Source organism: Novosphingobium sp. PASSN1 (genome assembly GCF_002278815.1).
Window position 1 is genome coordinate 135698 of record NZ_NKIS01000005.1, and the last position, 15731, is coordinate 151428.

At 64.6% G+C, this 15731-nt stretch carries 13 protein-coding genes; 9 read left to right on the forward strand and 4 right to left on the reverse strand.

Annotated features, from left to right (window positions below; genetic code table 11):
• The first annotated feature begins 191 nt into the window (after positions 1 to 191).
• Complete coding sequence (locus CFE35_RS10375; protein ID WP_292930523.1) at positions 192 to 2888, forward strand: TonB-dependent receptor; 2697 nt, start codon at positions 192 to 194, stop codon at positions 2886 to 2888.
• A 288-nt stretch (positions 2889 to 3176) separates the two neighbouring features.
• On the opposite strand, the gene CFE35_RS10380 is transcribed toward CFE35_RS10375, so the two are convergent.
• Positions 3177 to 5357: a molybdopterin cofactor-binding domain-containing protein gene (locus CFE35_RS10380; RefSeq protein WP_292930524.1), complete on the reverse strand. Its 2181-nt coding sequence runs from the start codon at positions 5355 to 5357 to the stop codon at positions 3177 to 3179.
• Positions 5354 to 5827, reverse strand: a complete 474-nt coding sequence (locus tag CFE35_RS10385) for a (2Fe-2S)-binding protein (protein ID WP_292930525.1) — start codon at positions 5825 to 5827, stop codon at positions 5354 to 5356. The genes CFE35_RS10380 and CFE35_RS10385 overlap by 4 nt, the downstream gene beginning before the upstream one ends.
• Before the next feature lie 245 nt (positions 5828 to 6072).
• On the opposite strand from CFE35_RS10385, the gene CFE35_RS10390 reads away from it, so the two are divergent.
• The 8 genes from CFE35_RS10390 (at position 6073) to CFE35_RS10425 (ending at position 12368) form a co-directional block, all read left to right on the forward strand.
• Entirely contained in the window at positions 6073 to 6777 is a 705-nt protein-coding gene (locus CFE35_RS10390) for a TetR/AcrR family transcriptional regulator (RefSeq protein ID WP_292930526.1), read from the forward strand.
• A 438-nt stretch (positions 6778 to 7215) separates the two neighbouring features.
• Positions 7216 to 8415 carry an amine dehydrogenase large subunit gene (locus CFE35_RS10395; protein ID WP_292930527.1) on the forward strand — a complete coding sequence of 400 codons (1200 nt, stop codon included), beginning with the start codon at positions 7216 to 7218 and terminating at the stop codon, positions 8413 to 8415.
• Positions 8415 to 8993, forward strand: coding sequence for a MauE/DoxX family redox-associated membrane protein (locus tag CFE35_RS10400; RefSeq protein WP_292930528.1), 579 nt, complete (start codon positions 8415 to 8417; stop codon positions 8991 to 8993). The genes CFE35_RS10395 and CFE35_RS10400 overlap by 1 nt, the downstream gene beginning before the upstream one ends.
• A gap of 4 nt (positions 8994 to 8997) precedes the next feature.
• On the forward strand, positions 8998 to 9600 hold the full coding sequence (locus tag CFE35_RS10405; RefSeq protein ID WP_292930529.1) for a methylamine utilization protein MauD: 603 nt from the start codon (positions 8998 to 9000) through the stop codon (positions 9598 to 9600).
• 67 nt (positions 9601 to 9667) lie between these two features.
• On the forward strand, positions 9668 to 10210 hold the full coding sequence (locus CFE35_RS10410; RefSeq protein ID WP_292930530.1) for a methylamine dehydrogenase light chain: 543 nt from the start codon (positions 9668 to 9670) through the stop codon (positions 10208 to 10210).
• Positions 10211 to 10268: 58 nt separating this feature from the next.
• A complete protein-coding gene (locus tag CFE35_RS10415) occupies positions 10269 to 10808 on the forward strand; it encodes a cytochrome C (RefSeq protein WP_292930531.1) in 540 nt (179 codons plus the stop codon).
• Positions 10805 to 11800 carry an XdhC family protein gene (locus CFE35_RS10420; RefSeq protein WP_292930532.1) on the forward strand — a complete coding sequence of 332 codons (996 nt, stop codon included), beginning with the start codon at positions 10805 to 10807 and terminating at the stop codon, positions 11798 to 11800. Before CFE35_RS10415 ends, CFE35_RS10420 begins: the two co-directional genes overlap by 4 nt.
• Positions 11781 to 12368, forward strand: coding sequence for an NTP transferase domain-containing protein (locus CFE35_RS10425; protein WP_292930533.1), 588 nt, complete (start codon positions 11781 to 11783; stop codon positions 12366 to 12368). Before CFE35_RS10420 ends, CFE35_RS10425 begins: the two co-directional genes overlap by 20 nt.
• On the opposite strand, the gene glpK is transcribed toward CFE35_RS10425, so the two are convergent.
• Together glpK and CFE35_RS10435 are read right to left on the reverse strand one after the other, a co-directional pair.
• Complete coding sequence (gene glpK, locus CFE35_RS10430; RefSeq protein WP_292930534.1) at positions 12360 to 13844, reverse strand: glycerol kinase GlpK; 1485 nt, start codon at positions 13842 to 13844, stop codon at positions 12360 to 12362. The two genes, CFE35_RS10425 and glpK, sit on opposite strands and share 9 nt — an antisense overlap.
• Before the next feature lie 94 nt (positions 13845 to 13938).
• Complete coding sequence (locus CFE35_RS10435) at positions 13939 to 15684, reverse strand: amidohydrolase family protein (protein ID WP_292930535.1); 1746 nt, start codon at positions 15682 to 15684, stop codon at positions 13939 to 13941.
• Between the last annotated feature and the right edge of the window lie 47 nt (positions 15685 to 15731).

A 15731-nucleotide genomic window follows, 5' to 3' on the forward strand; every position in this document is an offset into this window, starting at 1 on the left:
GCAGGGCTGGCCAGAGGTCGCCAAGCGGCCATGGCCCAAGGGTTTTTGGCAGACTGCGAAACCGCAGGTGCGACAAATCCGGGTCAAGCCGCCGTGCAAGCGGCGCAAAGTGCGGCCAAAGGTCGCATCGCAGGAACGGACACGAAGGAGCCAGAACCGAGCCAGAGTATCGTCCCAGGGAGCCAGACGTTATGACAAACAAAACCGGTCGCCGGTCGCACATGCTGAGGGCATTGTGCCTCACTACTATTCTGGCCGGCGTCGCCGCGCCGCACGCCGCCTTTGCGCAGGATGCCCTCGCACCGCAGGCCGCTCCTGCCGATAGCACCGGCCCGGCCGGCGGCTTTGAAGAGATCATCGTCACAGCAACGCGCAAATCGGAAAGCGTGCAGAAAGTGCCGATCGCGATTCAGGCGCTGAACTCCGATTTCCTTGCACAGCGTCAGGTCAAGGGCCTGCAGGACTACGCAGCACTGCTCCCCTCGGTTTCCTTCGCCGGCATCGGCCCCGGCCGCAACGAGGTCTATTTCCGCGGCATCGTTCCTGCGGGCGGCGCTTACGCATCGGTCGGCTACTATCTCGACGAAATTCCCATCACCGGCTCCGAAGTGCCCGATATCCAGGTCTATGACATGGAGCGGCTTGAGGCGATTTCCGGCCCGCAGGGCACGCTGTTTGGCGCAGGCTCGCTGGCAGGCGTGCTGCGCTTCATCACCGCCAAGCCCAAGGTCGGCAAGTTCGAGTTCGGCGCTGACAGCGAAGTCAACAAGTTCGGCAAGGGCGGCTTCGGTGGCACGATCAAGTCGTACATCAACATTCCGGTCGGCGACCGACTCGCCATCCGCGCGATGGGTTATTATCGCAAGGAAGGCGGCTATATCGACAATGTCGATAACAAGGGCCAGTTCATCAGCGGCACGTCCGACAACCCCTTGGTGGCCGATCCGCGCCCTTCGGTGCTCACGCTTGGTGACGACAACCCGGCGACGTCCTACACGCTGACCAACTCGGCCATCGCCAAGAAGGACTACAACCCCGTCTACGAATATGGCGGCCGGCTCTCGATGCTGTGGGACGTAGCGGATGGCTGGGAAATCGCCCCGTCGGTCACGGCACAGCGCCAGATTTCCTATGGCTATTTCGGCTATGACACGCGCGTCGGCGATCTGCAGGTCCATGATTACGATCTGACCCGCAACGACGACAAGTGGGCGCAGGCAGCACTTACGGTGCATGGCCATATCGGCGATTTCGATCTGGTTTCGGCGACGGGCTATTATTACCGCAATCGCAAGATCAACAACGACTACACGTATTACACCGTCACCTATGACAGCTTCGGCGCAGGCTATGAAAATTACCTGCAGTTCTTCGACAAGGGCGGATGCAGCGGATCGGGCGCATCGCTCAAGTGCACAACGCTGCTCAATCCGAACCAGTATTATCACACGGTCCAGAAGAACAAGAAGTTCACGCAGGAAGTGCGGCTGACCACGCCCAAGACCTGGCCGTTCGACGTCACGGTCGGTGCGTTCTACCAGCGCCAGAAGAACATCACCGACAACAACTACGCGATCCGCGGTCTGGATCAGATCGTCGGCTACACCGCGTCCGGCGGCGGGGACAGCAATCCCGAAGGCTTCGGCATTCCCGAGGCGCAGGGCGGCACCATGATCCTCGGCACCCCGGCGGTGCGCGGCGATGCCTATTATCTCGAAGAATTCGATACGCTGTATCACGACACGGCGGTGTTCGCCGAGGCGCATTACAACATCACGCCCACGATCAAGATCACAGGCGGTATCCGCTATTTCTGGACCGACTTCCAGGTGGCCGGGTTCCAGGGCGTTGGTGCTTCAGCGGCGGTTGCACCGTCGATCTTCCTGCCCACCGGCGCCGAAGGTTGCCCGCTGCCGCTGACCGGTGCGCGTCTCGAGTGCCGCAACACCAACGCGCTCGATCCACAAAGCATTGGCCGCTACAGCGAAAAGGGCCAGACGCACAAAGTCGTGGTCGATTGGCAGTTTGCCGATCAGATGCTGTTTTATGCGAACTACTCGACCGGGTTCCGGCCCGGCGGTTACAACCGCCCGCTGCGCTTGCGCAAGACCGATACGCAGCCGCAGGTCGTCGTTGCTGCACCGGCCTACGAATCCGAAACGCTCACCAACTTCGAAATCGGCTTCAAGGGCACGTTCAACAACGTGTTCCGGCTCAACGCCGCGATCTATCTCGAAAAGTGGAACAATATCCAATACGGACTCGTCGTGGCCGGTGCGCAGGGCGCTGGCTATACCGGCAATGCCGGCAAGGCCGAGGTCAAGGGCGTGGAGTTCGACGCCGAACTCAAGCTCGGCAGGGTCACGATTTCGAGCAGCGGTGCCTACAACGATGGCAAGTTGAAGGGCAATTTCTGCAACTTCGTCGCAAACCGCGATACCAAGGTCATCAGCCAACTCGCCACTTGCACGGCAGGCGCATTCATCCCCGGCAACCTTGATACACCGCAGGTGGCCGCAGCGGACGGCACCCGCCTACCGCGCCAGCCCAAGTTCAAGGGCACGACAACCATCCGCCTCGATACCGATTTCGGCGCAATGAAGGGCTATTTCCAAGGCGCTGCGCTCTATCAGACCGGGGCGACGCAGGATCTCAATGAGTTCAACAACAAACTGCTGGGCAACACGGCCGGTTTCGTCAGCTTCGATTTCGGCGCGGGCGTGCGCAAGGACAACTGGACGGCGGACATCTTCATCCAGAATGCGTTCGACCGGCGCGGCCAATTGACGCGCAACACCTTCTGCTCGATTTCGGTCTGCGCAGGTTCATCGCGCACCTTCCCGATCCGGCCGCAGTTCTTCGGGCTCAAGCTGGGCTATCGCTACTAACCACTTTACCCTGCCGTAAGGCACTTTGCCCCTCGCGGTTCCGGCCGCGAGGGGTTTTTTGTCAGTCTTGGAAGCACACCAGCCTCTGATGACTTACCGTTGATCTGCTATCCGTAACCCCGTGCTTGGCACGGGGTTTGGCTGTTCCTCCGGCGAGACGTCGAAACAGAAAAGCCAAGGCCCGGATCAAGTCCGGGCCGACGATTTCCGTTTACGCCATCACACTCTAAAAACCCCTCCCACGGTAGGCGGGAGGGGTCTTGAGCGCCGCGTAATCGGCCAGTGGGCCTATGCCAGCGACATCGGCAGGCTGCGCAGCCGCTTGCCAGTGGCATCCTTGATCGCGTTGGCAATCGCGGGGATCACCGGCGGCAGGGTGGGTTCGCCCAGCCCGGTGGGCGAATTGTCGGTCACCACCCAGGTGATCGCCACGTCGCCCGGCGTCTGGTTGATGCGGATCAGCGGGAAATCGCCGAAGTTCTCGTTGGTGACCGCGCCCGCCTTCTGCTCGATCGGCTGCCACACCATCGCCTGCGCAATCCCGTCGATGACCGCGCCCTGCATCTGGTGTTCGGCCCCCAGCGGATTGATGACCTGGCTCCCGATGTCGCCCGCCACCCACACCTTATCGATGGTGATCGCGCCGTCTACCACGGTCAAGTCCACCACTTCGGCAAAGTAGCCACGGTGGCTGAAATAGAAGCCGAAGCCCCGGCCCTTTCCGGGCGTGGTCGACCGCTTGCCCGTCCAGCCCGCAAACTTGCACACCGCATCGACCACCCCGCGCGCGCGGCCGGTATCGAATGGCGGCTCATCCGGCTCGGGCGGCAGCTGGCGCGGCGCGCCCAGCGTGCGGCGCATCAGTTCGGGCAGGTCCGTGCCCGCCGCTTCGGCCACTTCATCGAGGAAGCCCTGAAACACGAAGGCCACCGCGTTCGAAGTCGGCGCGCGCAGCCAGCCGGTGGTCAAGTTGGTCTTGAGGTAGGAGACGCCGTAATGCACGTCGGGCAGCGTTGGCCCGGGGAACTCGGTGGCGTTCATGCCCGCCGCGCGCATGGCCTTGCCGCCTTCGCCGAAGGTCACGAAGTGGTCCTTCAGCGCTACCAGCGCGCCATTGGCATCGAGCCCTGCGGTCATGCGGTGCCAGCCTGCCGGGCGGAAGTAGTCGTTGCGCATGTCGTCGGCGCGATCGAACAGCAGCTTGACCGGTCGGCCCGGCACGGCCTTGGCCACGCAGGCGGTGAGGATCATGAAATCGCTCATCAACCGGCGCCCGAAGCCGCCGCCGATCCGCGTCATGTGGATGGTCATCGAAGCGGGATCGATCCCCAGCACTTTGGCGATATCGGCGCGCGCGGTGCCCGGGTCCTGCGTTGGCGCCCAGAACTCCAGCTTGCCGTCGTTGTGCCACAGCGCGGTGCAGTTCTGCGGCTCCAGCGTGGCGTGGGCGAGGAAGGGATACTCGTAGTCCGCGCTCACCACCTTGGCAGCCTTGGCCAGCGCGGCATCGGCATTGCCCGCCTTGAACAGATCGCTGGCCGGAGCAGCACCCAGCAGCGAACGCGCATCCTTGGTGTAGCCTTCGGTCGAATAGCCGTCGAACCCGGCGGTATCCCATTCCACCACCAGCTTTTCACGCGCCTTGTGCACGCGCCACCAGCTATCCCCGATGATCGCCACGGCATTGTGCTTGCCCGCCGGGATCTCGCCGTCGGTCAGCGGCGCGACGGCCAGCACGCCCTTTTCCTTGCGCACGGCGCTATCGTCAAAGCGTTTCAGCGTGCCGCTGATCACCGGGCACTTGACCATCGCGGCATAAAGCATGCCTTCGGGATGGGCATCGATGCCGAACAGCGGATCGCCGCGCACGATAGCAGGCGTATCCACGCCCTTCATCGACTTGCCGATGATCTTGAAATCCTTGGGCGATTTCAGCGCTACCTTTTCCAGATCGGGCGCAGCTATCTTCGCGGCCACGGGCGCGAGCGCGGCATACGTGATTGAACGCCCACTGGCAGCATGCTTCACCATGCCCGCCTCGGTCGTCAGGCTGGCGGCAGGCACGCCCCATTGCTTTGCGGCGGCGGCCACCAGCATCGCCCGCGCGCCTGCCCCGGCCTGCCGCGCGGGCAGCCAGTTGAGCGGCGTGGTCATGCTGCCACCGGCAAACTGCGGACCGTACTTTTCGGCGTTGTCATCCGCCTGCGCGATCTTGACCTGGCTCCACGCCACGTCGAGCTCTTCGGCGATCAGCATCGGCAGCATGGTCTTCACGCCCTGCCCGATCTCCGGATTCTTGGCGAGAATCGTCACCGTGTTGTCGGGTGCAATGCTCACGAACACGCCGAGCATGGCAGGCTCCGCCTTGCCCGATGCGGCAAAGGCCAGCTTCGCCTCGAATGTCAAAGCAGCCCCGCCCGCCAGCGAGGCGGCGAGGAACGAGCGGCGGTTCACCGAGACCGGGTTCATGCTGCCGCTCCCGCAATCGCCTTGCTCGCTTCGGCAATGGCCTTCTGGATGCGCAGATACGTGGCGCAGCGGCAGATGTTGCCCGCCATCCCGGCGGTCACTTCCTCGGCCGTGGGTTTGGCGTTCGCCGTCAGCATGGCGGTGGCCGACATGATCTGCCCCGCCTGGCAATAACCGCACTGCGGCACATCGAGCGCGGTCCACGCCTCGACCACCTTGGCGCCAACCGGCGATGCCGCCACGCCTTCGATCGTCACGATATCCTTGCCTGCCGCATCCGCCAGCGGGGTCTGGCACGAACGCACCGCTTCACCGTTCAGGATGACCGTGCAGGCCCCGCACAGCCCGGCGCCGCAGCCGAACTTGGTACCCGGCATGTTCAGATCCTCGCGCAGTACCCACAGCAGCGGTTTGTCCGGCTCGACATCCACGGTGCGGGGCTTGCGGTTCACGGTCAGCGAGATCGCCATGGCGGTCCTTTCGAGAAGCCGGGGCGAATGAACACGCCAAACCGGCATAGGCTGGTCAGAGATCCCGCTCAGGCCTGGCCCCGATACAACACAGTATCGACCAGCCGCCTTGCGGGTAATAATCTTTATATTTCAGATAATTGAAACAATAGAACAAAGTCTGGACAAAGTTCAGGATTCCGTCAAGCGCGATTTGCCGAACCGGCGGGCTGGCAGGGTATTCCGGCGCATGCTACGTCACCCCCATGTCCAGTAATACCGATACGCTGGCCGAGGCGTCCCGCACAGCCGGTGTCACCGAAGAGGGCACCATGGCCACCGGCCCGCGCCCGGGCACTTATGCGCGCGGCACGGAAACCGTCGATGCCATCCTCAAGGCCGCGCACGATGTGCTGGTGGAGGAAGGCGCGAGTGCCTTCACGATCCGCCGCATTGCCGCCGCCAGCGGCTTGAAGGTCGGCAATGTCAGCTACCATTTCCCGCGCAAGGAAATGCTGATCAAGATCATGCTCGACGAGCTGCTCGACAGCTATGACAAGCTGCTCGAAAGCGAAGTGCGCCGTCCGGACATTTCGCCCGAAGACCGGCTGCGCCTGATCATCCGCCTGTGCCTCGATGATATCGCGGGCAAGCGCACGACGCGCCTGTTCACCGAATTGTGGGCGCTGGCCAATCACAATGCCTTCGTGGCAGACCGCGTGCGCGTGTTCTACCAGCGCGTGCACGATTTCATCGGCGAAGTGGTGAGCCAGCTCAATCCGGCGCTCCCGGCAGAAGACGTGCAGACCGTGGCGCTCTACATCAGCGCCTCGATGGAAGGCTCCACGCCGTTTCTCGGCTTCGGCAAGCCATGGGCCGAAAAGATGCCGCAAATCACCGCAATCGCCGAGGAAGCGCTGTTGGCGCTTGCCAAGTCGATCACACCGCAGCAGATTGCACGCAAGCCATAAGGATGCGCGGGGCCACACGCCGTGGCCGATGCAGCACCCGGGCGCAGGAACGAGCACTGAACCGAACGGGCGCACCCGCGCGCCCGCTGTGTGAGGCCGCCTGATGTCCGATGTCTTCTCTTTGCCCATGCCAACGCCCCGCCACAGGCCCTTGCCTGTTGCGATCTGTGCAGTGCGTGTGGGGATCGGCCGCAGCACAGATCGAGCAGTGCCGCCATCCACCGGATCGGTGCACAGTCCGGGACAAAGCGCTTGACTAAAACTGGACATCCGTCAAAACTTCTTCGCAGCCGCACAATTTTGGTCCGCTTGCAGGCCGCAGCATCGCAGCGCATGATGCAGCATGGGAAGCAGGGCAGCAGTCACGATGGCGGGGCCGCCGATCATGGTGCCCCAATTCAGAGGTTCAGGCGTTTCAGGCAAAAGGGGCCAGGCCAGATGATGATGATGAAGGTTCAGGGCAAGTCATCGCTCACCGTCATGCGCAGGCGCGCCTGCTTCGCCGCAACGCTGGGCGCATTGGCTGTGCTTGGTTCAGCCGGCCCGGTGCAGGCCGCCGATCCGCTCCAGCCTGATCCGGAGCTTGAGGCCGTCACGCTCCCCGCCCCCAAGCCGAGCTGGGTCTTCGTCGAACGCGGCTTCGTCATGCCCGGCAATGCGATCTACGATACCGACACCGGCAAGATGCTCGGCCTCGTCGAATCCTCGAACCTGTCGGACCTCGCGCTCGATCCGGGCGGCAAGGCCGTCTATGTTTCGGAAAGCATCTGGACCAAGGGCTGGCGCGGCACCCGGCAGGACATGATCACGGTCTATGATGCCGCCACGCTCAAGCTCAAGACCGAGATCGCCATGCCGGGCCGCATCCTGATCGGCGGGCGGAAGTACAACTTCGTGATCGCGGATGCGGGCAAGACGGCTTACGTCTACAACCTCGATCCGGCCTCTTCGGTCAACGTGGTTGATCTCGCCAAGGGCAAGTTCGTCAAGAAGATCGAACTGGCCGGTTGCGCCAGCCTGATGCCGGTCACCGGCGTCGGCTTCTCGGCGCTGTGCTCGGATGGTTCGCTCGCCACGGTCAAGACCGCTGGTGCCAAGACCGATATCACGCGCTCGGCACCGTTCTTCTCGGCCACGAACGATCCGATCTTTGACAATTTCGGCTATGATCAGGCCAAGCAATCGGCCGTGTTCCTGACTTATACCGGTCAGGTCTACACCGCCAAGCTGGGCGCGGCGCCGACGATTTCCGAACCCTTCTCGATCCAGGTGGCCGCCGGGGTTTCGCCCGCCGACACCAAGCCGCTCGACGTGCACTGGTATCCGGGCGCGCGTCAGGGCCTTGCGCTGCACTTCGCCACTGGCCACGCCTTCGTACTGATGCACACCGGCGAATACTGGACCCACAAGGAATCCGGCACTGAAATCTGGGAACTCGATGTTGCCGCCAAAAAGGTCGTCAAGCGCATCCCGCTTGAAGATCCGGCGGCCCATATCGCAGTCACGCAGGAAGCCGAACCCAAGCTGGTTCTCGGCACTGAAAGCGGCACCCTGCTGATCCTAGATGCCAAGACCGGTGCCGAGAAGTTCAAGCTCGAAAAGTCCGCTGGCGGCGTGATCCGGACGCTTGAGCCCTGATGATGGACGGCGGGGCCATCACGCTTACGGATTTCAGCGGAGCCGGGTTCGGCCTGATCGGACTTGCCGGAGCGGTGGGCGTCGGCCTTGTGTTCCTGCAGGCCGCGCTGGCCAAGCTGCGGCACCGCGAACTGCTCAGCGGCGTGATCGCCAATTACCGCTTGCTGCCTGCCGCGCTGGTCGGCCCGGCGGCGCTGCTGCTCGCGCCGGTTGAATTGGCCGTAAGCCTTGGTCTGCTGCTGGGCGGCCACTGGCTTGCTGCGCTGGCGGCGGCGGTGCTGCTGGTGATCTTTGCTGCGGCCATAGGCATCAACATCGCGCGCGGGCGCAGCCAGATCGATTGCGGTTGCGGTCGATCGCAGCTGCGCCAGCCATTGAGCTGGTTGCTTGTGGGACGCAACCTGGCCCTTGCCGCACTGCTCGCTCCCCGGCTTGCAGGGCTGCCCAATCCGATCAGCACGACCACGACCGATCTTGCCATCGCCCTCGCCGGAGGGCTCGCGGTGTTCCTGATCGTCCAGCTTTTCAACGCCATCGGGGCGCTTGCGGGTTCACCGCTCGCCGCTTCGCGGAGATAACCGAATGCTGCTTTCCCTGCTCGTTTCGGCGGTCCTGTCGTGGATTGTCATCATCCTGCTCGTCGTGGCACTGCTCGCGCTGGCCCGGCAGGTCGGCGTACTGCACATGCGCGTCGCGCCGGCAGGTGCGCTGACGACAGCGGCCGGTCCGTCCGTCGGCAGCAGCGCCGCCGCGGTTCCCGCCACCACGATCGATGGCACGGCCACCACTGTCGGCGGCCATCTCCACGGCGTGCCGCTGCGGCTGCTCATGTTCGTCTCGCCCTCGTGCCCGCTGTGCAAGAACCTCATCCCGATGGCCAAGTCCTTTGCGCGCGATGAACGCGTCCAGCTGATCTTTGTCGGCGACGATGACCTCGCGGCCCAGCGCGAGATGATCACCCAGCAGGGCCTTGGCGGATACACCTTCATCAACGGGCCGGAAGTCGGCACGTTCTACGAAGTCGCCAAGCTGCCCTATGCGGTGCTGATGGACGAGCACGGGACGATCCTGTCCAAGGGCCTCGTCAACAGCCGCGAACATCTCGAAAGCCTGGTCATCGCTCACGAAATGGGCATCGGCTCGGTGCAGGATTACATCGGCAAGCTCAAGGCCGTGGTCAACTGATCGCCCGCAAAACACTTTTCACACTGAATTGGCACATAACTCTTCTTGGTCATTAGGGGACAAGCTCATGAAGACCTTCAATCCCGACGCCATGGGCGAAAAACTGCTCCGCCGCTTTGCTGGCGGCACCTCGCGCCGGGGCATCCTCTCACGGCTCGGCCTTGCGCTCGTGGCCGCGCCCGTGTTCCCGGTCCTTCCCGTCAGCCGCGCCAGCGCCGCCAAGCCGGACCGCTCGCCCGAGGCGAAGACCACTTTCGCCCGCAACGCGCAAAGCAAGGACGACACCAAGTGCGATTACTGGCGCTATTGCGCGATCGACGGTTCGCTCTGCTCGTGCTGCGGCGGCACGCTCAACCGCTGCCCACCGGGCGCGGAGCATTCGCCGGTCTCGTGGGTCGGCACTTGCATCAATCCCGATGATGGCCGCGCCTATCTGATCGCCTACCGCGATTGCTGCGGCAAGGCCTACTGCAACAAGTGCGATTGCGACGGCACCGACCGCGAAACACAGCTTTATGTGCCGCAGCTCAACAACGACGTGATCTGGTGCTTCGGCACGACCAGCATGGAGTATCACTGCTCCACTGCGGTGCTGGTCGGCACAGCCTGACCGTTCGGCGATACGTCGGGGCTTCCGGCGCACCGCGCAGATGGCTATGGGAGGGCGCATGAAACTTCGCGCAGGCCTCATTGCGGCAGCTTCTTTGCTGGGCACGCTCTCCCTTCCCGCCCTGCGCGCGGCCGAGCCGGACAACCACTCGCCCGATATCCCAGCCGCAGTGCGCCCAATGATGGCCAACCCCGAACTCGCGCAAAGCGATTTCATCGAGCAGTGCGCCGGATGCCACGGCGTGCGCGGCACCACCGTTCCGGCGCATCTGCCGGAGATCAAGGACCGCGTCGGCTGGTTTATGTGCACGCCGGGATCGCGTGCCTATCTGCTGCGCTTGCCCAATGTTGCGCACAGCCGCCTTACCGATAACGCCCAGCTCGCCGATCTGATGAACTATGTGGTCTTCGTGCTGGGCGGCAAGAGCGTGCCTGCGGGCACCAAGCCGTTCACCGGCGAAGAAGTGGCGCATGAACGCAAGTTCGCGCTCACCAGCGTCTCGCTCAAGGCAGAGCGGCTGCGGCTGGCCAATGAATCGATCCGCAAGTGCCGCGCTCCCGCTTCGCTGCGCCTGCAATATCCGGGATCAACGCAATGAGCAGCGCAGGCGGGATCGCGCATGATGATCGCACCATCCTCGGCTTTCTGGCCGATGCGGCAGCGGCCGGGAACGGCGGCGTGCTTGTCACCCTCACCGGCATCGAAGGAGCGTCCTCGCGCGGGATCGGCGCGCAGATGGCGGTGCTGGCCGATGGGCGCAGCGCCGGTTCTTTCTCGGGCGGCTGCATCGAAGCGGCGGTGATCGCCGAGGCGCAGGACGTGCTGGCGAAGGGCCTTGGCCGCAAGGTGCGCTACGGCGTCGGCTCGCCCTATCTCGACATTCGCCTTCCCTGCGGCGGCGGCATCGATCTGCTGTTCACCCTGTGCCCCGATCCTGCCGTGCTGCGCGCCGTGCTGGCCCGGCTCGATGCCCGCCGTGCCGCCGCGCTGCGGCTGAGCGAGGACGGCGCTGCGCTGCCCAATGCGCCGGACGCCCACGGCTTCCAGCGCAACTATGCGCCGCCGCTGCGGCTTGTCGCGCTTGGCCACGGTGAGGATCTGACTGCGCTGGTCCGCCTCTCGCGCGCGTTCGGCATCACGGTCGAAGCCTATGCCCCGGCCACCGACCGCCTCGCCATGGCCGAACCGGGCATCGCGCCGCTCGTCAGCCGCACGGCCCTGCCCGATCTCACCGGCGATCCGTGGACGGCGTTCGTGTTCCTGTTCCACGATCACGATTGGGAAGAGCAGCTCCTGCCCCATGCCCTAGCGCAGGACGGGTTCTATCACGGTGCGGTCGGCAGCGCGCGCACGCACCATGCGCGCCTCACTGGTCTGCGCCTCATCGGCGTGACGCAGAGCCGCCTCGACATGCTTCGCGGCGGAATCGGCCTCATTCCCGCTACGCGCGATCCGGCCACGCTGGCGCTCTCGATCCTGGGCGAAGTGGTGCAGGATTATCAGGCCTGTGCCGGGATGCCCGGCTGGAGCGGGCGTGCACCGGGCCGGGTGGGTCACGATCCCGCCTCGCATGTCCCCACCCGCAACTGAGCCTGCTTTTGAGGGGCTGGCGCTGGTGCTTCTGGCAGGTGGCCAGTCGGCACGCTTTGGCGGCCCCAAGCTGATCGCACCGCTCGGCGGCAAGCCGCTGGCGCTCCATGCCGCCGCAATGCTGGCCGCTCTGCCCTTTGCCGCGCGCTTTGCCGTGATCGGCCCGCACGCGCCCGATCTCGCCGCGCTCGGCTATCAGACGGTACCGCTCGATCCCCCCGGCGCAGCGCAAGCGCGTTCGCTGGCGCTTGGCGTCGCGGCTGCGCAGGCCAGCGGCGCGCGTGCCGTGCTCGTCGCGCTAGCCGATATGCCGCTCGTGCCGTCCGCGCATATCCGGGCGCTTGTCGAGGCCTTCGATGGCGAGCGTATCGCCACATCGGCAGGCGGGGTCACCATGCCGCCCGCGCTCTTCGGCGCGCAGCATTTCGCCGCGCTCACCGCGCTGGGGGGGGACCGCGGCGGAGCGAGCCTGCTGCGCGGCGCCCCCACCGTACCGCTTGACCCAGCGCTCGCGCTCGATGTGGATCGGCCCGAGGATATCGCCCGCGCAGAGGCGCTCCTACAATAGCGCCCGTTCAACAGCCTTGTGCCACCCGGCCACGAGGCTGCCGCGCATCGCCGCATCCATCTTCGGTTCGAACCGCCGGTCCGCCGCCCAGGTCGCCTCCAGCGCGGCAAGATCGCTCCACACGCCTGTCGCCAGCCCGGCCAGAAACGCCGCGCCCAGCGCCGTCGTCTCCACGCTGACGGGCCGTTCGACCGGGGCGACCAGCATATCCGCAAGGAACTGCCCCAGCCAGTCATTGGCCGACATGCCGCCATCGATGCGCAGCGCACCTTCCCCCGGATTGGCATCTTCCCGCATAGCCGTAATGAGATCGAGCGTCTGGTAGGCCACCGCCTCCAGCGCCGCGCGCGCAATGTGCGCCGCGCCGGAATCGAGCGTCAGCCCCGAAATCAACCCGCGCGCGTCCGGATCCCAATGCGGCGCGCCCAGCCCCACGAAGGCGGGCACCATGTAAACGCCGTGGTTGTCCGGCACGCGCACCGCCATGTCGTGCGTGTCAGAGGCATGGGTGATGATCTTGAGGCCGTCGCGCAGCCACTTGATCGCCGCGCCCGCCACGAAGATCGAACCTTCCAGCGCATAAGTCGTCTCACCGTTCAGGCGGTAGCCGACCGTGGTCAGCATCCGGTTCTTCGAGGCAATCGGCTTGCCGCCGATGTTCATCAGCGCAAACGCGCCGGTGCCATAAGTCGATTTGGCCATGCCGGGGCGGAAGCAGGCCTGCCCGAACAGCGCCGCTTGCTGATCCCCCGCCATGCCCGCAATCGGGATCGCGCGGCCAAGGATCGCAGGGTCGCTTGTCCCGAAAATACAGGCGTTATCTCGCACTTCGGGCAGCACCGAAGCGGGCACGCGCAGCAGGCGCAGCAGTTCCTCATCCCACGCCTGCGCGCCGATATCGAACAGCAGGGTGCGCGAGGCATTGGTCGGATCGGTCGCGTGGACTTTGCCCCGCGTCAGCCGCGAAAGCAGGAAGCAGTCGATGGTGCCGAACGCCAGTTCGCCGCGCTCTGCAGCCGCCCGCGCGCCTGCCACGTTATCGAGCATCCACGCCAGCTTGGTGCCCGAAAAATAGGGATCTAGCAGCAGCCCGGTCTTCGCCGCAAACAGCGGCTCCAGCCCATCCGCCTTGAGCTTGGCGCACGTATCGGCGGTGCGCCGGTCCTGCCACACGATGGCGCGGTGGATCGGCTTGCCGCTGTCACGCTCCCACACCGCCACCGTCTCGCGCTGGTTGGTGATGCCGATGGCGGCAATATCTGCCACGTCGATCCCGGCCTTGGCCACCGCCTCGCGCAGCACGGTGACAACGTCGCTCCAGATGTCCTCCAGATCATGCTCGACCCAGCCCGAGGCCGGATAGTGCTGCGCAAATTCGCGCTGCGCTACCGCGATGGGCGTGGCGGCAGCATCGAACACGATTGCCCGGCTGGACGTGGTTCCCTGATCGATGGCGAGAATATAGGGCGGCTGCATGGGGCTCCTCTTTCGGTTTCCCCGCAGCCTATCCGCAGGCCAGCGCGACCGGAAGCGCCCTTTGCTCACTGACCCATGGAATTTTGTGATCGCCCTACTTGCGCTGGTAGACAAGCTTCCCGCCGACGAACGTCATATCAACCTTGCCGCTGAGGAACGTCTCCTCCGGCGCGGTCAGCGGATCGAACGGCAGCACGATCATGTCGGCCAGCTTGCCCGGCTCGATGGTGCCCTTCTCCTTTTCCTCCCACGAAAGATATGCGCCATTGGCGGTATACATGCGGATCGCTTCGGCGCGGCTGACCGCTTCCTCGGCCCCGCGCACGGCGCCCGTCGGTCCCTTGCGCGTGGTGGCGGCATAGAGCCCCACGAGCGGCCCGATGGGCAGGTTGTCGCTGGCAAAGGCCATGAACAGGCCGAACTTCTTCACCGGCGTGGCCACCGCGTTGTTGTGCGCCAGCCGCCAATCATCGAGCAGCGCGGCATAGCGATCATCGAGATTGTAGAGGAAATTGGGCTGCTGCGAGATCATCACATGATCCTGCGCCATGATCGCCATCGTGTCCTCGGGCGGCATGATGGTGAAGTGATCCATGAACCAGCGCCGGTCGTTCGGCGCGTGGGCGGGATCGGGAATAGTCGTCAGCGCATTGTGATAGGCCTTCACCGCCTGCACGATGGCCGCATCGCCGATGGCGTGGATGCCCATCTGCCAGCCGAGCTTTGCCGCACTGTCGACCAGTTCCTGCAGCTCGGCATCGGTGAAGCGCCCCTTGCCGCGAAAGCCCGGCTGGCCCTTGTAGTCCGCCAGCAGCCAAGCCGTCGGACCGGTGAAGCCGCCATCCACCGCGTTCTCGCCAATCGCGCCGAGCCGCAGGTGATTGTCGCCATAGCCAGTGTGATAGGGAAACGCCTTCAGCCGCTCCGCGCCGGGATGGATGATATACATCGTGATGCGTGGCAGCTCGCTGCCCATCGCCGCGTAAATCTCCCGCGCGCGCTTCCATGTCATGTTCGACTGGCCCCACAGCGGATCTAGATCTTTCGAATCCGTCCCGCCCTTGCCCACCGGCTCGTCGTCGATGGTGCCGCTGGCATCGTGGAAGCTGGTGATGCCGAGAGCCAGCATCTGCTTGAGCCAGGTGATCGTCGGCCCGCGCATCGCTTCCCAGCCCGGATCGGGAATGAACTTCGAGACCACGTCCATGCGCTCGCGGATGATCCCGCTCGGCTCGCCGTCCGGGCCGCGCTCGATCAGGCCAGTCGCAGGCTCGGGGGTGGACTTGTCCACCTCTGCAATCCTGAACGCCGCCGTATTGTAGGCCGCCGAATGCGAACCGGCGCGCAGGAGGGCCACCGGATTATTTGGCGCGGCGGCATCAAGATCGGCGCGGCTCAGATTGCGCTTCTCGGCAAAGTTCGATTCCTGCCAGCCATAGCCGGTGATCCACTTGCCCGGCCCCAGTTCCTTGGCCTTCGCGCGCAGCATGGCCTGCACTTCGGCGATGCTCTTCGCATCCTGCACGGCGATATCATTGGGCGTAACCGGTTTGGGATGAAGGTGCGTATCGATGAAGCCGGGCATCAGGGTCTTGCCGCCAAGGTCGATCACCTTGCGCGCGGCATAGGCCTCCAGCAGTTCCTCGCCACCCACTGCAACGATGCGCTCGCCCTTCACCGCCACCGCAGTCTTGAGCGTGAAAGCCCGGTCAACCGTGATGACCTGGCCGTGATGGAGGATGAGGTCGACGGCTTCCTTGGACCATGCCGTCGTTGCAGGAAGCGCAAGGCTCGCCGCAATCAATCCGCCCCAAAGCCCCTTGCGCCGCGAAATCGCCATGCTGATGCCCCCCGATCCGGACCAACCCCGAACAGATGTCCTAGATC

Bases quoted from the DNA above. Each gene is read 5' to 3' on its own strand.
- CFE35_RS10375 (WP_292930523.1), top strand. From the start codon at position 192: ATGACAAACAAAACCGGTCGCCGGTCGCACATGCTGAGGGCATTGTGC.
- CFE35_RS10380 (WP_292930524.1), bottom strand. From the start codon at position 5,357: ATGAACCCGGTCTCGGTGAACCGCCGCTCGTTCCTCGCCGCCTCGCTG.
- CFE35_RS10385 (WP_292930525.1), bottom strand. From the start codon at position 5,827: ATGGCGATCTCGCTGACCGTGAACCGCAAGCCCCGCACCGTGGATGTC.
- CFE35_RS10390 (WP_292930526.1), top strand. From the start codon at position 6,073: ATGTCCAGTAATACCGATACGCTGGCCGAGGCGTCCCGCACAGCCGGT.
- CFE35_RS10395 (WP_292930527.1), top strand. From the start codon at position 7,216: ATGATGATGATGAAGGTTCAGGGCAAGTCATCGCTCACCGTCATGCGC.
- CFE35_RS10400 (WP_292930528.1), top strand. From the start codon at position 8,415: ATGATGGACGGCGGGGCCATCACGCTTACGGATTTCAGCGGAGCCGGG.
- CFE35_RS10405 (WP_292930529.1), top strand. From the start codon at position 8,998: ATGCTGCTTTCCCTGCTCGTTTCGGCGGTCCTGTCGTGGATTGTCATC.
- CFE35_RS10410 (WP_292930530.1), top strand. From the start codon at position 9,668: ATGAAGACCTTCAATCCCGACGCCATGGGCGAAAAACTGCTCCGCCGC.
- CFE35_RS10415 (WP_292930531.1), top strand. From the start codon at position 10,269: ATGAAACTTCGCGCAGGCCTCATTGCGGCAGCTTCTTTGCTGGGCACG.
- CFE35_RS10420 (WP_292930532.1), top strand. From the start codon at position 10,805: ATGAGCAGCGCAGGCGGGATCGCGCATGATGATCGCACCATCCTCGGC.
- CFE35_RS10425 (WP_292930533.1), top strand. From the start codon at position 11,781: ATGTCCCCACCCGCAACTGAGCCTGCTTTTGAGGGGCTGGCGCTGGTG.
- glpK (WP_292930534.1), bottom strand. From the start codon at position 13,844: ATGCAGCCGCCCTATATTCTCGCCATCGATCAGGGAACCACGTCCAGC.
- CFE35_RS10435 (WP_292930535.1), bottom strand. From the start codon at position 15,684: ATGGCGATTTCGCGGCGCAAGGGGCTTTGGGGCGGATTGATTGCGGCG.